The organism is Allokutzneria multivorans (assembly GCF_039537405.1).
In the GTDB taxonomy this organism is placed as follows: domain Bacteria; phylum Actinomycetota; class Actinomycetes; order Mycobacteriales; family Pseudonocardiaceae; genus Allokutzneria; species Allokutzneria multivorans.
The window spans coordinates 70880-90698 of sequence record NZ_BAABAL010000018.1 but is presented as its reverse complement, the minus strand read 5'-3'; the positions used below and the strand labels follow the sequence as shown (position 1 = coordinate 90698).

Annotated in this window: 18 protein-coding genes; 11 read left to right on the top strand and 7 right to left on the bottom strand. The window is 70.1% G+C overall.

Annotation, left to right across the window (positions count from 1 at the left end):
- The first annotated feature begins 12 nt into the window (after window positions 1-12).
- From ABD798_RS24390 to ABD798_RS24370, 5 genes are all read left to right on the top strand, one after another.
- On the top strand, window positions 13-363 hold the full coding sequence (locus tag ABD798_RS24390; protein ID WP_344878972.1) for a MerR family transcriptional regulator: 351 nt from the start codon (window positions 13-15) through the stop codon (window positions 361-363).
- Window positions 360-1046, top strand: a complete 687-nt coding sequence (locus ABD798_RS24385) for a PP2C family protein-serine/threonine phosphatase (RefSeq protein ID WP_344878969.1) — start codon at window positions 360-362, stop codon at window positions 1044-1046. Before ABD798_RS24390 ends, ABD798_RS24385 begins: the two co-directional genes overlap by 4 nt.
- 117 nt (window positions 1047-1163) lie before the next feature.
- Window positions 1164-2423: an ABC transporter substrate-binding protein gene (locus tag ABD798_RS24380; protein ID WP_344878966.1), complete on the top strand. Its 1260-nt coding sequence runs from the start codon at window positions 1164-1166 to the stop codon at window positions 2421-2423.
- Window positions 2420-3370: a carbohydrate ABC transporter permease gene (locus ABD798_RS24375; RefSeq protein WP_344878963.1), complete on the top strand. Its 951-nt coding sequence runs from the start codon at window positions 2420-2422 to the stop codon at window positions 3368-3370. The genes ABD798_RS24380 and ABD798_RS24375 overlap by 4 nt, the downstream gene beginning before the upstream one ends.
- A 47-nt stretch (window positions 3371-3417) precedes the next feature.
- Window positions 3418-4236 (top strand): carbohydrate ABC transporter permease, encoded by an 819-nt coding sequence (locus tag ABD798_RS24370; RefSeq protein WP_344880950.1) that lies wholly within the window; start codon window positions 3418-3420, stop codon window positions 4234-4236.
- A 21-nt stretch (window positions 4237-4257) separates the two neighbouring features.
- Here ABD798_RS24370 and ABD798_RS24365 read toward each other — a convergent pair whose 3' ends face one another.
- The 4 genes from ABD798_RS24365 to ABD798_RS24350 form a co-directional block, all read right to left on the bottom strand.
- Window positions 4258-5124, bottom strand: coding sequence for a hypothetical protein (locus ABD798_RS24365; RefSeq protein WP_344878960.1), 867 nt, complete (start codon window positions 5122-5124; stop codon window positions 4258-4260).
- A gap of 118 nt (window positions 5125-5242) precedes the next feature.
- Window positions 5243-7030, bottom strand: coding sequence for a thiamine pyrophosphate-requiring protein (locus ABD798_RS24360; RefSeq protein WP_344878956.1), 1788 nt, complete (start codon window positions 7028-7030; stop codon window positions 5243-5245).
- A gap of 28 nt (window positions 7031-7058) precedes the next feature.
- Window positions 7059-7949 carry a DMT family transporter gene (locus ABD798_RS24355; protein ID WP_344878953.1) on the bottom strand — a complete coding sequence of 297 codons (891 nt, stop codon included), beginning with the start codon at window positions 7947-7949 and terminating at the stop codon, window positions 7059-7061.
- Between the two features lie 149 nt (window positions 7950-8098).
- Window positions 8099-9172, bottom strand: a complete 1074-nt coding sequence (locus ABD798_RS24350; RefSeq protein WP_344878950.1) for a winged helix DNA-binding domain-containing protein — start codon at window positions 9170-9172, stop codon at window positions 8099-8101.
- Window positions 9173-9193: 21 nt separating this feature from the next.
- On the opposite strand from ABD798_RS24350, the gene ABD798_RS24345 reads away from it, so the two are divergent.
- From ABD798_RS24345 to ABD798_RS24335, 3 genes are all read left to right on the top strand, one after another.
- Window positions 9194-9769, top strand: coding sequence for a CGNR zinc finger domain-containing protein (locus tag ABD798_RS24345; protein ID WP_344878947.1), 576 nt, complete (start codon window positions 9194-9196; stop codon window positions 9767-9769).
- A gap of 140 nt (window positions 9770-9909) precedes the next feature.
- A complete protein-coding gene (locus ABD798_RS24340) occupies window positions 9910-10713 on the top strand; it encodes a phosphotransferase family protein (protein ID WP_344878944.1) in 804 nt (267 codons plus the stop codon).
- A 123-nt stretch (window positions 10714-10836) separates the two neighbouring features.
- Window positions 10837-11949, top strand: coding sequence for a S1 family peptidase (locus tag ABD798_RS24335; RefSeq protein ID WP_344878942.1), 1113 nt, complete (start codon window positions 10837-10839; stop codon window positions 11947-11949).
- A 131-nt stretch (window positions 11950-12080) separates the two neighbouring features.
- Here the strand turns inward: ABD798_RS24335 and ABD798_RS24330 are convergent, their stop codons facing one another.
- Window positions 12081-13409: an oxygenase MpaB family protein gene (locus ABD798_RS24330; RefSeq protein WP_344878939.1), complete on the bottom strand. Its 1329-nt coding sequence runs from the start codon at window positions 13407-13409 to the stop codon at window positions 12081-12083.
- A gap of 216 nt (window positions 13410-13625) precedes the next feature.
- Between ABD798_RS24330 and ku the strand changes: the two genes are divergently transcribed.
- From ku to ligD (ABD798_RS24315), 3 genes are all read left to right on the top strand, one after another.
- On the top strand, window positions 13626-14453 hold the full coding sequence (ku, locus tag ABD798_RS24325) for a non-homologous end joining protein Ku (protein ID WP_486303717.1): 828 nt from the start codon (window positions 13626-13628) through the stop codon (window positions 14451-14453).
- Between the two features lie 215 nt (window positions 14454-14668).
- On the top strand, window positions 14669-16153 hold the full coding sequence (gene ligD, locus ABD798_RS24320) for a non-homologous end-joining DNA ligase (protein ID WP_344878933.1): 1485 nt from the start codon (window positions 14669-14671) through the stop codon (window positions 16151-16153).
- Entirely contained in the window at window positions 16150-17070 is a 921-nt protein-coding gene (ligD, locus tag ABD798_RS24315) for a non-homologous end-joining DNA ligase (RefSeq protein WP_344878930.1), read from the top strand. Before ligD (ABD798_RS24320) ends, ligD (ABD798_RS24315) begins: the two co-directional genes overlap by 4 nt.
- A 174-nt stretch (window positions 17071-17244) precedes the next feature.
- Here the strand turns inward: ligD (ABD798_RS24315) and ABD798_RS24310 are convergent, their stop codons facing one another.
- Both ABD798_RS24310 and ABD798_RS24305 read right to left on the bottom strand, forming a co-directional pair.
- Window positions 17245-17661 carry an acyl-CoA thioesterase gene (locus ABD798_RS24310; RefSeq protein WP_344878927.1) on the bottom strand — a complete coding sequence of 139 codons (417 nt, stop codon included), beginning with the start codon at window positions 17659-17661 and terminating at the stop codon, window positions 17245-17247.
- Window positions 17658-19694: a putative bifunctional diguanylate cyclase/phosphodiesterase gene (locus ABD798_RS24305; protein WP_344878923.1), complete on the bottom strand. Its 2037-nt coding sequence runs from the start codon at window positions 19692-19694 to the stop codon at window positions 17658-17660. The genes ABD798_RS24310 and ABD798_RS24305 overlap by 4 nt, the downstream gene beginning before the upstream one ends.
- Window positions 19695-19819 lie beyond the last annotated feature (125 nt).

Below are 19819 nucleotides of genomic sequence, written 5' to 3'. Positions count from 1 at the left end.
GGAGGAGTGCGGATGCGGATCGGTGACGCGGCGGCAGCGGCGGGCACGACGCCAAGGGCCCTGCGCTTCTACGAGCAGCGAGGTCTTCTGCCGCCGCCGACCCGAACGCACACCGGCCAGCGCGTCTACGACGTCCACGACGTCAAACGGGTGCGCGTGATCCGCGAGCTCCTCGCGCTCGGCCTCACCGTCGAGGACCTGCGCGGATGCGCGGACCGCCTCGACCAGATCGGCACAACTCCGTGCCCGCGGAGCCCTCGGGACGGGGTCGCGGCGCGGCGGTTGGAAACCCTCAGCGCGGAGATCGACCGCCTCACGGCCGTCCGGGACAGCCTCGCGCAGCGCATGGAGCTGACCAGGTGATCACCGCCGCCGCCGGGAGCGAGATCGGCAGGCGCTACGACGCGAACTACGACGTCGTGCACCTCTCCGAAGCGCCGCTGCGAGCCGTCGTCGCGGACGGCATGGGCGACGGCGAAGGCAGCGCTCGGGCCGGACGCGCAGCCGTCGACACGTTCGTCAACAGCCTGACCACGGGCATCACGCCGGAGATGTTGCGCGCAGCCGTCGCCAACGCCCAGCACGAGGTCGCCAAGATCCCGGGCTTCGCGGGCTGCACGCTCACCGCGCTGGTCCAGTCGCGAACGGGGTTCTGGATCACTCAGCTCGGGGACTCGCGCGTGTACCGGCTGCGGCAAGGGCTCCTGGAGCTGCTGACCGTGGACCACACCATGGCCTGGCTCGGCGCGGTGAACGGCTGGTACCCGTTCGACTCGAGCGAGGCGGCGGCAGCGCGCTACCACCTCACCCGCTACGTCGGGCACCCCGACCGGCCGGAGCCGGACGTGCTCAGCGTGAGCGTGCGGCCGGGCGACACCTACCTGCTGTGCACCGACGGGATCGCCGAGCAGGTGTCCTTCCACCGGATTCGCGAGGTGCTCGGCCAGCCCAAGGCCGCGATCGCGAAGGTGACGACCTTGCTGGCCGATGCCGACGCGGCCGGCGGAGCGGACAACGCGAGCGCTGTTCTGATCTCGGCGGAGTGATCACAACAGGCTGATCCCAGCTCCCGGGATTGATCGACGAGGGTCGTCCGCGCGTGATGAAGTCCGTGTGGGAAAGTCACCGGCCACGTGGTCGATGTTCGTGCGATGGAGGTACCGATGTCCTCAACACCGCTGTCCAGACGCGGTTTTCTGAACGCGGCGGGCGCCGTCGCGCTCGCGGGTGCCTTCGGCAGCGCGTGCGGCTCGAACACCGGCCGCGGCGGCAACGGTGCCCAGGGCCTCCAGCAGTGGTACCACGCCTACGGCGAGAACGGCGTCCAGCAGGCCGTGGAGCGCTACGCCAAGGCCTACACCGCGACCCCGGTGTCCGTGCAGTGGAACCCGGGCGACTACACCTCGAAGCTCTCGACCGCGCTGCTCTCCGGCGGCGGTCCCGACGTCTTCGAGTCCACGTTGCAGATCAGCATGGTGCGCGCCAACCAGATCGTCCCGCTGGACGACGTGATCGCGCCCGCCAAGGACGACTTCGCCGCGACCGTGCTCGCCGGGCACACAGTGGACGGCAAGATCTACGGCGTTCCGCAGGCCATCGACATGCAGATGCTCTTCTACCGCAAGAGCATGCTGGACAAGGCCGGGGTGAAGCCGCCGACCTCCGTCGACGAGCTGATCGACGCCGCGCGCAAGCTCAGCACCGGCGGGGTGAAGGGCCTGTTCGTCGGCAACGACGGCGGTGTGTCCACGCTCGGCGGGCCCGCGCTGTGGTCGGTCGGCCTGGACTACGTCACCCCCGAGCACAAAGTCGGCTTCGACGATCCGGCCGCCGCCTCCGCGATCGCCAAGCTGCGCGAACTGAACACCAGCAACAGCCTCCTGCTCGGCGCCGTCAAGGACTGGTCGGAGCCGGATGCGTTCATCCAGGGCCAGGTCGCCATGCAGTGGTGCGGTCTGTGGGCGGTTCCCGCCGTGCAGAAGGCGCTGGGCGAGGACTTCGGCGTGCTGCCGTGGCCGAAGCACTCCGGCGCGGGCGCCCCGTCGGTCCCGGTCGGCGCGTACGGCGCGATGGTCAACGCCAAGAGCACCAAGATCGACCAGGCCAAGGCGTTCATCAAGTGGCTGTGGATCGACCGCACGGAGCACCAGGAGGACTTCAACCTCTCCTACGGCTTCCACATCCCGCCGCGCAACTCCTTGTCCGCCAAGGCCGACAAGCTCAAGTCCGGCCCGGCCGCCGACGCGGTGCGCTTCGTGAAGGAGCACGCCCGCTCGTCCAACCCGCCGGACTGGACCCAGGCCATGCGCACCGCGTACCAGGACGCGCTGTCGCGGGTCGTGCGCGAGGGCGCGAACGCCGACGCCGAGCTGCGCGGCGCGGTGGCCAAGGCCCAGGACGAGCTGAAGCGCCTCTACGGATGAGTTCGGTCGCCGCCCCCGCCACTGCGCCGCTCACTCCGGTCAAGAGGAAGAGGAAACCGGGCAACGCCAAGGCTTTCTGGCTCTTCGTCGGCCCGTTCGCCGCGGGCCTGGTGGTCTTCGCCTACCTGCCCATCGGCTGGAGCCTGCTGCTCAGCTTCTTCGACGCGCACAACACGGTCACCCCGACCGAGTTCGTCGGTGTCGACAACTACGTCGACATGCTCACCGACGGCGCGTTCCTGCAGAGCATGGGCACCTTCACCCTGTTCGCGCTGTTCATCGTGCCGTTGACGTTCGTGCTGTCGCTGGCGTTGGCGCTGCTGGTCAACCAGATCAGCTTCATGCGGACGTTCTTCCGGTCGGTGTTCTTCCTGCCGACGGCGTGCTCCTACGTGGTCGCGTCGCTGATCTGGAAGCTGTCGATCTTCAACGGCCTGCGCTACGGGCTGGCCAACGCCTTCCTGTCCCTGTTCGGGATCGAGCCGATCGCGTGGACGGTCTCCACCGATCCGCCGTGGTACTGGCTGGTGCTGGTGTCGCTGCGGTTGTGGTTACAGCTCGGCTTCTACATGATCCTGTTCATCGCCGGTCTGCAACGGATCCCGCAGCACCTCTACGAGGCGGCGTGGATCGACGGGGCGAAGCCGGGGTGGCAGACGCTGCGCCACATCACGCTGCCGCAGCTGCGCGCGACCTCGGTGTCGGTCGTCCTGCTCACGCTCATCGCGGCCTACCAGGCCTTCGACGAGTTCTACAACGTGCTCGGCTCGGCCGACGGCTACCCGCCCTTCGCCAGACCGCCGCTGGTCTACCTCTACTACACGGCGCTGGGCAGCGGTGGTCAGGACTTCGGCCACGGCAGCGCGGGCGCGGTGATCCTCGCCCTGCTGATCGCGCTGGTGACGTTGTTGCAAGGCAGGCTGTTCGGCTTCAGGAGGGGCGAGTGAAGGCGCACGTGCACCGCCCGGCCGGGTACCGGCGCACCCCGGCGGGCGTGGTCACCTCGGTGCTGCGCTACCTCGCGCTCGGGGTCGCGGCGCTGCTGTTCCTGGTGCCGTTCTACCTGCTGCTGCGCAACGGTCTGGCCACCGAGGCGGAGATCGCGGCGCCGGACTGGAAGTTCTTCCCGGACACGCTGCACTGGGAGAACTTCGCCGAGCTGTTCGCCGATCCGTCGGTGCCGCTGCTGGCCAGCCTGGGCAACTCGGTGGTCGTGTCGGTGTTGCAGACGATCGGCCAGCTGCTGCTGTGCGGGCTCGCGGGCTACGGTCTGGCGCGCATCCCGTACCGCCACGCGGACAAGGTCTTCTACGCGATCGTGGCGACGCTGATGATCCCGGCGGCGGTGACGTTCGTGCCGAGCTTCGTCGTGGTGTCCAGCCTCGGCTGGCTCAGCGACCTGCGCGGCCTGGTCATCCCCGGCCTGTTCAGCGGGTTCACCGCGTTCCTGTTCCGCCAGTACTTCCTCGCGTTCCCGAAGGAGCTGGAGGAGGCGGCGCGGATCGACGGCCTCGGCTACTGGGGCACGTTCTGGCGGATCGTGGTGCCGAACTCCGGCAACTTCATCGCCGCGCTCGCGGTGATCTCCTTCATCGGCAGCTGGAACGCGTTCCTGTGGCCGTTGGTGATCGCCCAGGACCAGTCCTCGTGGACCGTGCAGGTGGCGCTGTCGAGCTTCCTCACCGCGCAGAACCTGAACGTGCACCAGCTGTTCCTGGCCGCGGCCGTGTCGATCCTGCCGCTGGTCATCGTCTTCGTGACGTTGCAGCGCTTCCTGGTCAGGGGTGTCGCGGAGACCGGCATCAAGGGCTGAGTTCCTCCGCCGGGGGTGGTGCTAGAAACCGCCGCCCCCGGCGTAGCCGCCCGCGCCGCCGTCGCTGCCGTAGTTGCTGGACGGCCCGCCGTGGTACTTCGAGAACGGCCGCGCGGAGCGGTCGTTCGGGTCGATGGGCTCGACGATGATCACCTCGCCGGTGAGGCGGGCCCAGCCGGAGGCCTCGGTCTCGTACTTCTCCTTGAGCGCCAACGAGGTCTCCGGCCCCCAGGACACGCCCGTGTACTGGTGTTCCGCGCGCTCGGCCGTGAGCGCTGCCTGCACCTCCGCCGGGGTGTGCGTGCCTTCGTGGGCGCGGTCCACGGTCGTCAGGTAGATGGAGAACCGCCGACGCCCGCCAGTGGCGATCTTGTAGGCCCAGACCGGCCCCGTCGCGCCCTCCATGGCCTCCAGCCGCCGTCGCCGGGCTTGCTCCAGCTCGCGGCGCTGGCGCTCCTTCTCCCGCCGGGCGAACTCCTTCATGTACTCCGGCAGGTCCGCGGCCTTCGCCAGATAGGCGGCGAGCGCGGCGTCGAAGTCCGATTCCAGCTTTGCGCTGGCCTCGTCATAGCGCCTGCGCAGCACCATGTTCCGGCGCGCGTGGCGGATGCTCCACAGCAGGCGGCCCTTCCACGGCGGGCGCAGGTGGGCGCCGATCTCCTTCTCGCGCTCCTGGAGTTCGCCGATGGTCAGCAGGAACTGACTGGTCGCCGAGCACCAGCGGTCGTGGTCGGTCCTGCTCGCCCTGACGACGCGGTCCATCGAACGGCCGCGGTCGTCGTGCCCGCACAGCAGGCGGGAGTGCTCGCTCAGCCTGGCGCCGATCACGTTGACCTCCCAACCACCGAGGAGGGCACCGAGATCCGCGATGTGGACGTCAAGCTCCATCGGGTCATCCTGGCAGCGAAAGGGGGCTCCCGGCCATCCGCCGGGTCACGAGATCAGTTCGTGATCGTCACGCACGGCAGGCCGTCCTCGCCGCCGCTCTTGTATCCCTCCGCGCACATCAGCGGCCGGGGAACAGCTCCTTGAGCTTGGTCCGCACGCCCTGGCCGATCATGTGCCAGGCGTTGGGCTCGCCGCTCAGCACGGCCTTCGTCATGGCCGCGACCTGCTCGAACGTCGCGTGCGGAGGGATCGGCGGCACCTCGGGGTCGCAGCGCACGTCGAGCAGCACCGGTCCGGTGGCCGCGAGCGCCCGATCCCACGCCGGGCCGACGTCCTCGGGCTTGTCCACGGCGATCCCCTCCAGCCCGAGCGAGCGCGCCAGCCCCGCGTAGTCGACGTCGGGCAGCACCTGCGACTCCTCGAACTTCGGCGCCCCGCCCATCGCGCGCAGCTCCCACGTGACCTGGTTGAGGTCGTTGTTGTGGAACACGCAGATCACGCAGCGCCGGTCCGCCCACAGGTGCTCGTACCTGGCCAGCGTGATCAGCTCCGCGAGCCCGTTCATCTGCATGGCGCCGTCGCCGACGAGCGCGATCACCGGGCGGTCCGGGTGGGCGAACTTGGCGCCAATCGCGTAGGGCACCGCGCAGCCCATGGTGGCCAGCGTGCCGGAGAGCGATCCTCGGACGTCACCGCGCATGCGCAGGTTCTTCGCGTACCAGTTGGTGGCCGAGCCGGAATCGGCGGTGATCAGCGCGTTGTCCGGGACGCGCGAGGACAGCTCGTGAACGATCCGCATCGGGTTGACCGGGTCGGCGTCGAGCATCGCCTGCGCTTCAACGCTGTCCCACCACTTGTCCACAGTGGACTCGATTGTCTCGCGCCACGTGCGGTCTTCCTTGTGCCGCAACAAGGGCAGCATTGCGGCGAGGGTGGCTTTGGCGTCGCCGACCAGGTTCACCTCGGTGGGGTAGCGCATACCGATCATGCCTCCGTCGGCGTCGATCTGCACCGCGCGCGCCTTGCCGTACTCCGGCAGGAACTGGCTGTAGGGGAAGCTCGACCCGACGATCAGCAGTGTGTCGCAGTCGCGCATCATCTCGTAGCTCGGGCGCGTACCGAGCAGCCCGATCGAGCCGGTCACGAACGGCAGCTCGTCGGAGAGGACGTCCTTGCCCAGCAAGGCTTTCGCGATGCCCGCGCCGGTGGCCGCCGCGACGTCGAGCACCTCCTGCCGAGCGCCGCGCGCACCCTGTCCGAGCAGGATCGCCACCCGCTCCCCCGCGTTGAGCACCTCCGCCGCCCGCGCGATCTCCTCGCCCGGTGGGACGGCAGCGCCGATGGCCAGCCCGGGTTTGCTGGACGGGACGTGCTTGAACTCGTGCTTGGGCGGCTCGTACGGCTGTTCCTGCACGTCGTTGGGGATGATCAGCGCGGTGGGCGCGCGCTGCGAGAGCGCGGTCCGCATCGCCCGGTCCAGCGCGTTCGGCAGCTGCTCGGGCACGGTGACCTCGACGAGGTACTCGCTGGCCACGTCCTTGAGCAGCGCCTGGAGGTCCACCTCCTGCTGGTAGCTGCCGCCGCGCGCCGTTCGGGCGGTCTGCCCGACGATCGCCACGACCGGCACGTGGTCCAGCTTCGCGTCATAGAGGCCGTTGAGCAGGTGGATCGCGCCGGGGCCCGATGTGGCGAGACAGACCCCGGCGCGCCCACTGAACTTCGCGTAGCCGACCGCCTGGAACGCGGCCATCTCCTCGTGCCTCGCCTGGACGAAGCGCGGGTCGTTGCCGGCCTCGCCGAAGGCGGCCACGATGCCGTTGATGCCGTCGCCCGGATAGCCGAAGACGTGCTCGACGCCCCAGTCGCGCAGGCGTTGGAGCAGGTAGTCAGCAACGGTAGGAGCCATGCACCTCGGCTACCCGGAAGTCAGCGACTCATCCCCGACGGGCCGAGATGATCACCGCGGCGGACAGCAGGGCCGCGCCCAGCCACCCGAGCAGCGTCAGCCGTTCGCCGAGGAACAGCATCGCCAGCACGGTCCCGGTCAACGGCTCCAGCAGAGCCATCACCGCGCCCGCGCTCGCCCCGGCTCCGCGCAGTCCACGGAAGTACAGCGTGTACGCGAAGGCGGTGGGCAGCAGTGCCAGCGCCGCGAGCAGCGCGAGCGAACTCGGGCTCACCGTGAACGCGACACCGGTGAAGGGCAGCATCACCACACCGCCGAGCAGGAAGGAGTACCCGCTGGTGGTGAGGTCGTCGAGCCCGTCGACCGGGCGCGAACCGACGATCGTCATCGTGGCGAAGGCGGAGGCCGCGAGGACGGCGAACGCCGCGCTGGCCAGCACGTCGGTCCCGGAGAAGTCCCCTGAGGGAACTCCGACGAGCAGGACGAGCCCGACCAGCGCGAGCGCGAGGACCAGCACGGCGCCCGCGTCGATCACGCGCCGGCCGGTCACCCGCTCCGCGATCAGCACGAGCACCGGGGAGCAGCCGATGGTCACGAGCGTGGCGACGCTGACCGAGCTGAGCGAGACGGAGGTGAAGTAGCCGCTCTGGAAGACCAGGGCCAGCGCCCCGATCACGCCGACGCGGGTCCACGCGGCGCGCCCCTTCGGCAGGCCCCTGCCGGTGGCCAGCAGGAACGCCACGATGAGCGCTCCGCCGACGAAGAGGCGGGCGGCGGCGACCGCGACCGGGGAGAGCCCGGCGGTGCGGCCGAGGAGGGTGCCGAGCAGTCCACTGGTTCCCCAGAGGACTCCGGCGACGACGAGGCTCGACATCCCGTGGGCACGGGTGGACGGCCTGGACAGCGTTGAGGTCTGCATGTTCTGGCGCTCCTGCGACAGTTGGGGCGGTTGGTCGCGGAAGCGGGGCACGCCGAACAGGCGCCTGCCGGTCAGGCGGCGCGCTGGGAAGTGGGGTCCCCGCTAGGAGGCCGGGGGCGGGGTGACGATGAAGATTCGGTGCACGGCGGTCACAGTAGAGATCTTCCGGGGAGAAGGCGAGCAACTTCGGCAACAAGAGTTTTCTTCGGCAAGCGTTCGAACTGCTCGACGCTCACTCCGCCGTCCTCCTCCTTCCACACGCCCGCGACGCGCCCGCCGTGCAGCACCACCGGCGAGATCCACCCGGCCGTCCGGCTGACCTTGGCCAGGTGCTCGGCGGGGATCAGGTCGCGGTTGGCGGCGATCACGTACTGGTCGAAGGCGGGCAGCAGTCGCACGAGCTCGTTCGGCGCGGTGCCCACGAGTTCGTCCAGGTCCTCGGCGCGGGCGAACATCTTCGTGCCGTCGACGGTGACCTCTGCCAGCTCGTCGCGGGCGCTCGCGAACCACGTCTTGAGCAGGGAAGCCTTGGCGCTACGGGCGAACCACCGCTCGAAATCGGCCACAGTGGACGGTCCGTGGGCGCCGAGGTAGCGCTTGATCAGCTCCGGCCCCGCCACCTCGGCGGTGACCTGGCGCCAGCCCGGAAGCCACGTGGACGGGCTGGTGAAGGTGACCCGGTTGCCCTCCGACGGGCCGTGGCACAGCAGGCCCAGCCAGCTCGCGGGCTTGAGCGCGAAACCCCAGCCCGAGCGCAGGACTTCGGCCAGGTGCGGCGATCCCGTGTGCTCCAGGACCGCCTCGGTCAGCTCCTCGCGCGTCAGCACGCGCCCCGGCAGCACCTCGGCGACCGCGTCGATGATCGCCGTGACCTCCGCGAGCGTGACGCCGTGCCCGCGCAGCACGCTCGGCCGCTCCCAGGTCCGCACGGCCGCCATCGCCGAGCCGTAGAGCGGGGCGTCCTCGGACGCGTGCAGGTGCAGGGTCCCGCGCACCGACCACATCCTGACCAGCGTCTTCTCCTCGCGCAGCGCGCGGTCGATCTCGTGCTCGTCCGGCTCGGCCTGGCGGAAGGCGACGGCCTGCGCGGCGGAGGACGGCACCTGCGCCTGCACCCCGGCCAGCCGCCGCGCGATCTCCACAGCGCTCACCGCGCCGGGCTCGCTCAGGTGCTGCCGCCGCATCCGCCATGCCAGCACCTGAGCGCGTGTCACCGTCGTCATGACACCGGTTATAGTGGTGTCATGACGACCGGGTCAACCCCGCACGAGCTGCGCCTGCGCTGGCCCGGCGATGTCGAGTTCGGCTTCGACGCGGGCGCGGTGTGCCTCGAACTGCTCACCACCGGAGGGGTCGGCCGCTACACCGCGCACGACTCGCTGCCCACCCCGGCTGCCCTCACCGCGTGGCTGGAGCGCTCGCGCCTCGGCGTCGCCGCGAAGTCCACTGTGGACGACCTGGATGTCTTGTCCCGCCTGCGCACCGCGATCTGGGACATCGCCCAGGCGCACTTGAAGGGACAAGCGCTTCCGCGTGCGGCCGTCTCCGCTCTGAACTCCGTCGCGGCCTCGCCTCCCCTGGTTCCCGCGCTCTCGTCCAGCGGACGCACGCGGTCGAAACCGACTGCCGCGCAGGCGCTCTCGACCATCGCCAGGGACGCGGTGGAGTTGTTCGGCACTCCTGCGCGGGAGCGCCTTCGGGAGTGCTCGGCGGACAACTGCCAGCTGGTGTTCGTCGACCTCTCGCGCCCTGGACAGCGCCGCTGGTGCTCGATGGACCGCTGTGGCAACCGTGCCAAGCAACGCGCCCGCCGCCGCTGACCTGCGTTCGGCGCGCGGTGTTCGGTTCTCCGCACAGAATCTCCTGGCCGGAGAGGACTTCCTCCTGTTGATGTTGGAGGGTGCACCTCACGACTGACCTAGAGGAACTCTTCGCCCGCCGCGGATGGTCGCGGGACGACTTGGAGAAGCGGTCCGACCTGCCGGTCCCGTCCTACTACCCGGACTACGGCATCATGCTGAAACTGTTCCCACGCGGCTGCGAAGATCGCCGGGAGACCGAGATCGCGGCCTTGGAGACGTTGGCCGGGAGTTCGCTCTTCGTCGCGGACTGCCCGGAGATCGAGGAAGCGGGCCCGCGCCACCTCGTTCTGCGCTGCCCGCGTGGGCAGGAGCTGGGCGAGCATTGGTCGGAGATGACCGGCGAAGAGCGCGAGGACATCGCGCACCACCTCGGCCTCACGCTCGCCGGCCTGCACGAATCCCGTCACGGTAAGCTCCCGGCGACCCCGTGGGCGGATTTCGTCGCGCGGCAGCGGGCCGGGCTCGTCCAGCGCCAGCGCTCGCTCGGCGCGCCGCCGCAGTGGCTGAGGCAGCTCACGCCGTTCCTGGACGAGATGGACCAGCTCGCCTCGGACGAACTGGTGCTGCTGCACACCAGACTCACGTTCTCCACCGCGCTCACGCGGCACGGAGCGGGCGGCTGGACGGTGACCGGTGTCCAGGACTTCGAGCACGCGATGCTCGGGCCCCGGGAGTTCGACATCGCGTGGACGCTGTTGTCCGTCGCCAAAGGCAAGCGCCCCCTCGTGCGGAGGATTCTCGACGGCTTGGACGTGCAACGGCGTGACCTCGAACTCCAACGGCGCCTGCTCGGGATGGTGCTGGTGCACCCGGCGTTCGACCTGGCGAAGTGCTTGCGCAGACTCGGCGTCCCGCGCCTGTTGACGATGAACGACCTCGCACGGCGGTGGTTCCCGTTGTGAGCGCGGGACATGAGAGAGCTTCCGTGTATTCAACAAGCTTCCCGGACGAGGTTTTCGTGGGTCTCCGTAGTTAGGTTCGCCGGGTGGCGCCCTGCATCCGCCACCCGAAGACGAGGGAGACCCATGTACCGCACCGTGACCGGCGTCGGGGCCGTGCTCCTGGCCGCTGGCGTGCTGACCGCCCCGGCCGCGAGCGCACAGGACAACTACTCGCCGGAGCTGCTGCACGCGGTCCAGCGCGACCTCGGCCTTGACGCCCAGCAGGCCCGCGCTCGGTTGCAGAGCGACGCCAAGGCCGTTGACGTCGAGCAGCGCGCGATGGCCACCGCCGGAGATTCCTTTGGTGGCACGTGGATTCAGGGCGGCAAGCTCGTTGTGGCCGTGACCGATGCGGCCAAGGCGGACGCGGTGCGCGCGCAGGGCGCCGAGGTCGCGGTGGTGCGGCACGCGCACAGCAAGCTCAAGGCTGCGAAGCAGCAGCTCGACGGCATGAAGGCGCCCGCGTCGGTCACCGGCTGGCGCGTCGACGAGCGCGGCAACTCCGTGGTCGTGGAGGTCAGCCGGGGCGCCACGGACGCCGAGGAGTTCTTAGCCGCGGCCCGACGCCTCTCCCCCGCGGTCACCGTCGAGGAGACCGGCGAGGCTCCTCGGCTGATGTACGACGTGCGCGGCGGCGACGCGATCTACAACGGCGGCAGCCCGTGCTCGGTCGGCTTCTCGGTCAAGGGCGGCTTCGTCACGGCGGGCCACTGCGGCGACAAGGGCGACAGCATCAAGGGCTTCAACCAGGTCCCGATCGGCACCTACGAGGGATCTTCCTTCCCCAGCAACGATTACGCGTGGGTCAAGACGAACGCCGACTGGACCGCGAAGCCGTGGGTGAACCGGCAGAACGGCACCACCATCACGGTCAAGGGCTCGGCCGAGGCTGCGGTTGGCGCGGCGATCTGCCGGTCGGGACGCACCACGGGCTGGCACTGCGGGACCGTGCTCGCCAAGGACCAGACCGTCAACTACGGCGGCGGCGAGGGCCAGGTCACCGGGCTGACCAAGAGCGACGCGTGCGCGGAGGCGGGTGACTCGGGTGGTTCCTGGATCGCTGGCGAGGGCTTCACCCAGGCGCAGGGCGTGCTCTCCGGCGGCGCGGGCAACTGCCGTGGTGGGACGGCGACGAGCTTCTTCCAGCCGCTCCAGGAGATCCTGAACGCGTACAACCTCACGCTCCTCCTCGGCTGAGCAGGGTTCGCCAGTCTTCAAGACCCGCAAACCCCCGGCGCAGCGGTCTCCAACAGCGGCGAACCCCATGGGACCGTCGTTGGCGAGCGCCAGGGTTTGCGGTGGTCACCACCGCCCGCTCTGCGGACGGCTCACCTCGTCCCGAGCAGGTGGCGGTCGACCAGGGAGCCCTTGCGCCCCAGGAAGAACTCGCCGAGCCCGACCGCGAACTCCGCGACCGTGAGCCGTCCGTCGGAGTCGGTGTCCAGCTGGCGGAAGCTCGCCACGACCTCCGGTTCCGGTGCTCCGCCGAGCAGGTGCGCGTACTCGGCCAGCTCCACGTAGCCGTCGTCGTCCTTGTCGACCCCGGCCGCCACCGCGTCCATCGCCGCGCGCAACGCGCTGCCCTCGAAGACCGCCGCCGAGTACTCCTCGCGGCTGACCGTGCCACTGCCGTCGGCGTCGGCCATCTCGCGCAGCTCCTGCCACCACGCGTGGAAGGTGTCGTAGAGGGCCGTCTCCTCCTTCTCGTCCAGGTCGAGCCGCCAGGCGATGACCCGCGCCGACGCCGCGAGGTCGGCCCAGCTGAGGACGCCGTCGTCGTTCTGGTCGAGGACCCTGGAGAAGATCTCCGAGCCGCCGAGTCCCGGGCTCTGCGGGCTCAGCCGGACCTGGTGCTCGCTGGTCTGCGCGACGGAGGCGACCGGCATGTAGCGCAGGCTCAGCGGCAGCACGCTTTCGAGCAGGGCGGCGCCCCGGCAGACCACGGAGGTCAGCGCGGAGCCGATCGCGCTGGGGCGCATGCCCAGGCGCTCCTGGAGCTCCGGTGACAGCAGGGTCGCGGTGATGTCGGCGTACGTCCTGGCCATCGTCACGCTGATCAGGTGCCACACCGGCGCGGGGAGGAACTCCAGGGCTCGCGGGGCGGGGAACCCCTTGTCGAGCGCCTCGATCAGGTCCTTGAGCCCCTGCGTCCGCTCCAGCACCTCGGTGGTCGTGCGCTCGAAGTAGACCCAGAAGTCGGCGATCGTCGCGGGCATGTCCTGCGGCCCGAGCCCGAAGAACACACCACCCGCGATCCATTCGTCGTAGAGCCGCTCCTCGTCCTCCGGCGACAGCGGATCGCCGCCCGCCCTGCACATGGTGACGATGCCCTCGAACAGGGTGAGGTAGACCCACGCCTTCGCGGCCGGGTCGAGCGCGCTGTAGCCCTCGCCCTTGATGTGCTTGTGCATCCGGTCCAGCCGGGCGGTCTCCTTCTCCCGGCCCCGGGTGTCGGAGTAGATCATCCGCTGGATGCTCAGCATGGTCTGCTCGGCCCGCCGCCACGGGCGGGTCCGGTAGGTGGAGAACTCGGCGACGCCCGCGCCGATCACCGGGTGCGCGGTCTCCAGGACGAGCGCGCGCCCCAGCACGATCCCGAAGCGCCACAGTCCGGAGTACTTCCAGGCGAGTGAGCCCGGTCCAGGCAAGGAAGTCATGGCTCCCAGGACACCGGCCGGTGATCACGACTCGGACGCGGCTGCGCTCTGATCACCCGAAAGGCTCGCCGATGACCGGCAAGTGCCAGGCCGGCCGGGGTGCGCGGATCAGCACGACTCGGCCACGAATGCCCCGGCCGAGATGCGAAACCGCAGTTGAGCAGGTACGCATGGGCCATGCGGGCGATGTGGAGCGGCGCAATCTCCTTTGGTCTGGTGACCATTGGCGTTCGCCTGTTCTCCGCCACCGAGGAGCACGACTTCCGCTTCCACCAGGTGCACCGGGAGGACGGCGGGCGCATCCGCTACAAGCGCGTCTGCCAGGTCTGCTCCGAGGAGGTGCCCTACGCCGACATCGCCAAGGGCTACGAGCTGGAGGACGGCCGGATGGTCGTCCTGGACCGCGAGGACTTCGAGAAGCTGCCGATCTCCACCGACCGCGCGATCGAGGTGGTGGAGTTCGTGCCCACCGAGGAGATCGACCCGATCTACTTCCAGAAGAGCTACTACCTGGAGCCGGACAAGGCGGCGGTGCGGCCGTACGTGCTGCTCAGGACGGCGCTGGAGCGGGCGGACCGGCTCGCGGTCGTCAAGATCACCATGCGGCAGCGGCAGTCCCTGGCGATGGTGCGCGCCCGCGACGACGTGCTGGTGCTGCACACGATGATGTGGCCGGACGAGATCCGCGCGCCCGAGTTCGGCTTCCTCGACGGTGAGGTCGAGGTGCGGCCGCAGGAGCTGCGGATGGCCGAGTCGCTGATCGAGAGCATGGCGGGCACCTTCGAGCCCGACGAGTTCACCGACGACTACCGCGACGCCATGGCGAAGCTGGTCGACGCGAAGGCCGAGGGCGCGGAGCTGCCCGAGCAGCCGGAGGCCGAGGACACCGGCGAGGTGATCGACCTGATGGCCGCGCTGGAGCGCAGCGTCGCGCAGGCGAAGGCCAACCGGTCCGAGACCGCGTCCCCCGCCAAGAAGAAGACGGCTGCGAAAACGGCGAAGAAGGCGCCCGCGAAGAAGAGCGGCAAGAGCAAGAGCGCCTGACCCATGTCCTGTCGGCCGCCGGGTTCGCCGGTCTTCAAGTCCCGCAAACCCCCGTCCCCACGGTCGTCAACGACGACAAGCACTCGGCCGCGCCGAGGTGGGGGGCGGTTGGCGATGATCGAGAGGCGGGTTTGGTGGTCTTGAAGACTGGCGAACCCCTGCGCCACCGTCGTCGGGGTGCTCGCCTCAACCACGTGCACGACAGGTTGTAGGCCATGGGCAGCGACGCGCTCGACCCCGCGAGCGGCTCTTCCGCACTCCGCGACTACCACCGCAAACGCGATGCGGCGCGGACTCCGGAGCCCATGCCGGAGACGGTCGTCGGCGGCGGCAACAACGATCTCTTCGTCATCCAGGAGCACCACGCGCGGCGGCTGCACTGGGACGTGCGGCTGGAGCGGGACGGCGTGCTCGCGTCGTGGGCGGTGCCGAAGGGCCTGCCGGTGGAGCAGGGCGACATCCGCCTGGCGGTGCACACCGAGGACCACCCGATGGAGTACCTCACGTTCTCTGGAGAAATCCCGAAGGGTGAGTACGGCGGCGGCAGGATGACCATCTGGGACACCGGCCGCTACGACACGCTCAAGTGGTCCGAGCACGAGGTCGAGGTGGTCTTCCACGGGGCTCGCGCGCGGGGGCGCTACGTGTTCTTCCGCTCCGACCGGCGCGACCGCGACGGCAAGAACTGGATGGTCCGCCTCGGCAAACAGGCCCCCGGCAAGGCCCCGCCGCGAGTTCCGCCGCCGGAGAAGCTGTCCCCCATGCTCGCGACCCGGGGCACGCTTCCCGGGCCGGACGAGGACGAACAGTTCTCCTACGAGTTCAAGTGGGACGGTGTGCGAGCGCTCGCGCGGATCACCGGCGGGCGGTTGCAGCTGCTCGCGCGCAGCGGCGCCGACATCACCGCGACGTACCCGGAACTGCGCGACCTCGGTCCGCGCTTCCCCGGGACCGTGCTGCTGGACGGCGAGGTCGTGGTGTTCGAGGACGGGCGGCCCAGCTTCGGCGCGCTGCAGAAGCGGATCAACATCTCCGGCGCCGCGCAGATCGCCCGCCTCGCCGAGCGCCAGCCGGTCACCTACCTGATCTTCGACCTGCTCCACCTGGACGGCCGGTCCTGTCTCGAACTGGAGTACGACCAGCGCAGGCGGCTGCTGGAGTCCCTGGAGCTGCGCGGCGCGCACTGGCTCACCCCGCCCGCCTACACCGCCGACGGAGCCGCGGTGCTGCACGCCGCGCGCGAGCAGCGGCTGGAGGGCGTGGTCGCCAAGCGCAGGTCCTCGCGCTACCGGCCCGGCCAGCGCACGACGGAGTGGATCAAGATCACTGATCTTGAAACTCGGGAGGTGGTGATCGGCGGGTGGCAGCCGGGCGAGGGCAAGCGCGCGGGACTGATCGGATCGCTGCTGGTGGGGCTGCCGCAGGCGGACGGCGCGCTGCGCTACATCGGCAAGGTCGGCACCGGGTTCAGCGATGCCGTGCTACGGGCCCTGACCGAAAGGTTGCGCGGGCTCTCGCGGCGCACCAGCCCGTTCTCCCCCGACGTCCCGCGCGAGTTCGCCCGCAAGGCCGAGTGGGTGAGCCCCGATCTGGTCGGCGAGGTCGTGTTCCAGAGCTGGACCTCCGACGGGCGGTTGCGCCTGCCGAGGTGGCGCGGCCTGCGGCCGGACAGGTCGCCGGAGGAGGTGGGTGAGCCATGAGCGAGGCAACGCCGGTGCGGGTGGACGGCAGGACGCTGAAGCTGACCAACCTGGACAAGGTGCTCTACCCCGAGCACGGCTTCACCAAGGGCGAGGTGATCGACTACTACGCCAGGATCGCGCCCGTTCTGTTGCCGCACTTGGCCGATCGCGCGCTGACGCTCAAGCGGTATCCCAACGGTGTCGACGGCACGTCGTTCTTCGAGAAGAACGTCTCGCGGCACGCACCGGAGTGGGTGCGCACGGTCCGCCTGGACACGCCGGGCAGCAGCCGGGGCGCCGAGCACGCCGACTACGCGGTCGTCGAGGACACCGCGACCTTGGTGTGGGCGGCCAATCTCGCCGCTCTGGAACTGCACGTTCCACAGTGGACAGTGGGTCCGCGCGGTGCTCGGCGCGACCCCGATCTGCTCGTGTTCGACCTCGATCCCGGAGCTCCGGCGACCGTCGTGGAGTGCTGCCGCGTCGCCGAGCTGCTGCGCGAGGCCCTCGCCGAGGACGGCCTGACCGCGTACGCGAAAACCAGTGGCTCCAAAGGACTTCAGCTGTACGTGCCGATCGACCCGGTGGACGCCGAGCGGCCCCGTGAGTACGCGCACGAGCTGGCCGAGCGGTTGGCGGGCGAGCACCCGAAGCGGATCGTGTCGAAGATGGTGCGCGCGCTGCGCGGCGGCAAGGTGCTCATCGACTGGAGCCAGAACAACACCGCGAAGACCACCATCGCGCCGTACTCGCTGCGCGCCCGCGAGAACCCCACCGTTTCGACACCCGTGACCTGGGCGGAGGTCGCCGACTGCGCGAGCCCGCAGGACCTGGTGTTCACCGCGCCCGAGGTGCTCGACCGCGTCGCCGAGCACGGGGACCTGCTCGCTGACCTCCGCTCGCAGGACCGCGCGTCCTTGCCCCGCAGAACCTGAAGCCCACCAGTTGGGCAGTCTTCAAGACCCCCGAACCCCACCCCCAGCCGTCTCCAACCGCTACAAACCCCGCGTTGCCCTCCGTCGGCGCGCGAGGGTTCGGGGTGGTTGAAGACCGTCGCGGAGGGGGTTGGGTGTACTTGAAGACTGGGGAACCCCGCCGGAGCTAGCGGTCTAGAGGCCGAGGACGGAGGGGTCTTCGGCGATCTCGGCGAACTTCTCGGCGGGGTTGGCGACGAGCTTGCGCAGCGCGAGGTCCATGACGCCGCTGATCACGCGCATCTCGGCCGCGACAACGCCGTCCGTGCGGATGATCTGCTGGTCGATGCGGAAGGTCTTGCCCGCGCCCCAGGTGAACTCGCAGGTCACGTCGACCTCGTCGCCCGCGCCCAGTTCGGCGAGGTAGCGGATGTTGATCTCCAGCATGACCGGGCCGACGCCGTTGGCCAGCAGTTTCTCCTGCGGAGCGCCCGCCTGGCGCAGGATCTCCCAGCGCGCGTGCTCGCCGTAGTCCTGGTAGATCGCGCCGTGCAGGTGCCCCTGGGTGTCCAGCTCGTAGCCGCGAACGGCGATGCGCGTGCTGAAGGTCATCGGCCCGCCCGGCGGCTGGGCAGCCCGTGCGCGGCGTCGGTGGGCACCTGGTGCTCGCGGCGGTGGCGCAGCATGTCCTTGAGCGGTGTGGGCTGGCCGAGGTGGAAGCCCTGGCCGACCCGGACGCCGAGCCTGGCCAGCGCGTCGACCTGCGACGGCCGCTCGACCCACTCCGCGACCGTGGACAGGCCGAGCCCGCGCGCGATCTCCAGGATTCCGCTGACCAGCACGGCGTCGCTGGTGCCCCGGTCGATGCCGCGCACGAACTCGCCGTCGATCTTGAGGCCGGTGATCGGCAGGTGCTTGAGGTGCACGAACGAGCCGAAGCCCGCGCCGAAGTCGTCCAGGGTGATCCGGCAGCCGGTCGCGCGCAGCTGTTCGGCCAGGTCGCGCACGGCGTCGAGGTTGGTCATCGCGGCGGTCTCGGTGATCTCCAGGCCGAGCCTGCCCGGCGTCACCCCGGCGGCGATCAGCCGGTCCAGCACGAACTTGGCGAAGTCGGCGTCCTCCAGCGTGCGGCCGGAGACGTTGACGTTGAACCGCAGGTCCGAGTCGGGGTGCTTGACCAGCGTGTCCAGTGCCTTGTCCAGCACCCAGCGGTCGATGTCGAGCACCAGACCGGAGCGCTCCGCCTCGGGCAGGAACTCCGCCGGGCCGGGGGCGGGGCCGTCACCGTCCTCCAGGCGCAGCAGCAGTTCGTAGCCGAGGATGCGCCCGGTGCGCAGGTGCACCATCGGCATGGCGTGCAGCGCGAAACCGTCGTTGTCCAGTGCGAAGCGCAGGCGGTCCAGCACGGACACGCGCTTGACGGTGTCGGCGTAGTGGCCGGGCTCGTAGACGGTGACCCTGTTGCGGCCCGCGGCTTTCGAGGCGTAGAGCGCGAGGTCGGCGTTGGCCAGCACGTCCTCCCACCCGGCTCCGTCGCCGAAGGGCGCGACGCCGGTGCTGGCGGTCATCCTGGTCGCGGCGGCTCCGGTGACCACCGGCAGCGCGGAGATGCCCGAGGCCAGCTTCTCCGCGAGCGCGGCGGCTTGCGCGGTGTCCACGTCGGGCAGCACCACGGCGAACTCGTCACCGCCGAGGCGGCCGAGCAGCTGCCCCGGGCCGAGCTGACCGGTGAGCTTCGCCGCGAGCGTGCGCATCACGCGGTCGCCGACGGCGTGCCCGCGCAGGTCGTTGACGTCCTTGAAGTTGTCCAGGTCCAGCAACAGCAGCGCGCCCGAGCTGCCCGCGGCGAGCTGGCGCTCCAGCTCCCTGGTGAGCGCGCGCCGGTTCGGCAACCCGGTGAGCGGGTCCTCTTCGGACAGGCGCAGGAGCTCGCTGTGCAGGCGGTGCGACTGGGTCACGTCGTGGGCGGTGCCGAGCATCCGCACGGGGCGGCCCGCTTCGTCCTTGACGACCTCGCCGAAGCACTCGAACACCAGCTCGGAGCCGCAGTCCGCGCGGCTGATCCGGTGCGTGTAGGTGAACTGCCCGCCCGTGCGCAGCGAGCGCTCCACGACGCGCTGGAACTCCGGGCGGTCGTCCTCGTGGATCAATGAGAGGTAAGCGGCGTAGTCCAGCTCCGTGCCGGGCGTGTGCCCGACGAGGTCCAGCAACGCGTCCGACCAGACCACGCGGTCGTCGGGCAGGTACCACTCCCAGTTGCCCATCCGCCCCAGCATCTGCGCGCGGTGCAACGCCTGCGCCTGCTGGGTGGCCTCGAGCTCGCGCGAGCGCCACGCCGTCACGTCGATCGCGCGGTAGAGCAGGTTCTCGGAGTCCTCCAGCTGCGTGCAGCTGACCTCCAGCCAGCGGTGCCCCTGCGGGCGGGCCGAGGGTGCGAGCAGCGCGGCCATCCCGGCCTTGGGGCAGTCGGGGACTCCGGGCATCAGCGCGGGCAGCGAGCGGCCTTCGGCGCCGTCCTCGGGGATGCCGAGCAGCGCCGCCAGAGCAGCGTTCACCCACAGCAACCGACCAGCACTGTCGGTGACCGCAAATCCGACGTCCGTGTGCCGCAGCACCGCGAACTGCGCCGCACCGTCGTCCGACACCTAACGCCTCCTCGCCGCTGAGCGCCATGGTCGCCGCCCCGTGCACCCGTGGGCAAGGGCCCAACGTTGCCAGTTCTTGATACAGGTACCAGGCGTCCCCGCAGGTCTCCAAAGCACCAAGAACT

Coding starts and splice junctions, on each gene's coding strand:
- ABD798_RS24390 (WP_344878972.1), top strand. CDS start 13: ATGCGGATCGGTGACGCGGCGGCAGCGGCGGGCACGACGCCAAGGGCC.
- ABD798_RS24380 (WP_344878966.1), top strand. CDS start 1,164: ATGTCCTCAACACCGCTGTCCAGACGCGGTTTTCTGAACGCGGCGGGC.
- ABD798_RS24375 (WP_344878963.1), top strand. CDS start 2,420: ATGAGTTCGGTCGCCGCCCCCGCCACTGCGCCGCTCACTCCGGTCAAG.
- ABD798_RS24365 (WP_344878960.1), bottom strand. CDS start 5,124: ATGGAGCTTGACGTCCACATCGCGGATCTCGGTGCCCTCCTCGGTGGT.
- ABD798_RS24360 (WP_344878956.1), bottom strand. CDS start 7,030: ATGGCTCCTACCGTTGCTGACTACCTGCTCCAACGCCTGCGCGACTGG.
- ABD798_RS24355 (WP_344878953.1), bottom strand. CDS start 7,949: ATGCAGACCTCAACGCTGTCCAGGCCGTCCACCCGTGCCCACGGGATG.
- ABD798_RS24350 (WP_344878950.1), bottom strand. CDS start 9,172: ATGACGACGGTGACACGCGCTCAGGTGCTGGCATGGCGGATGCGGCGG.
- ABD798_RS24345 (WP_344878947.1), top strand. CDS start 9,194: ATGACGACCGGGTCAACCCCGCACGAGCTGCGCCTGCGCTGGCCCGGC.
- ABD798_RS24335 (WP_344878942.1), top strand. CDS start 10,837: ATGTACCGCACCGTGACCGGCGTCGGGGCCGTGCTCCTGGCCGCTGGC.
- ABD798_RS24330 (WP_344878939.1), bottom strand. CDS start 13,409: ATGACTTCCTTGCCTGGACCGGGCTCACTCGCCTGGAAGTACTCCGGA.
- ligD (WP_344878933.1), top strand. CDS start 14,669: ATGGGCAGCGACGCGCTCGACCCCGCGAGCGGCTCTTCCGCACTCCGC.
- ligD (WP_344878930.1), top strand. CDS start 16,150: ATGAGCGAGGCAACGCCGGTGCGGGTGGACGGCAGGACGCTGAAGCTG.
- ABD798_RS24310 (WP_344878927.1), bottom strand. CDS start 17,661: ATGACCTTCAGCACGCGCATCGCCGTTCGCGGCTACGAGCTGGACACC.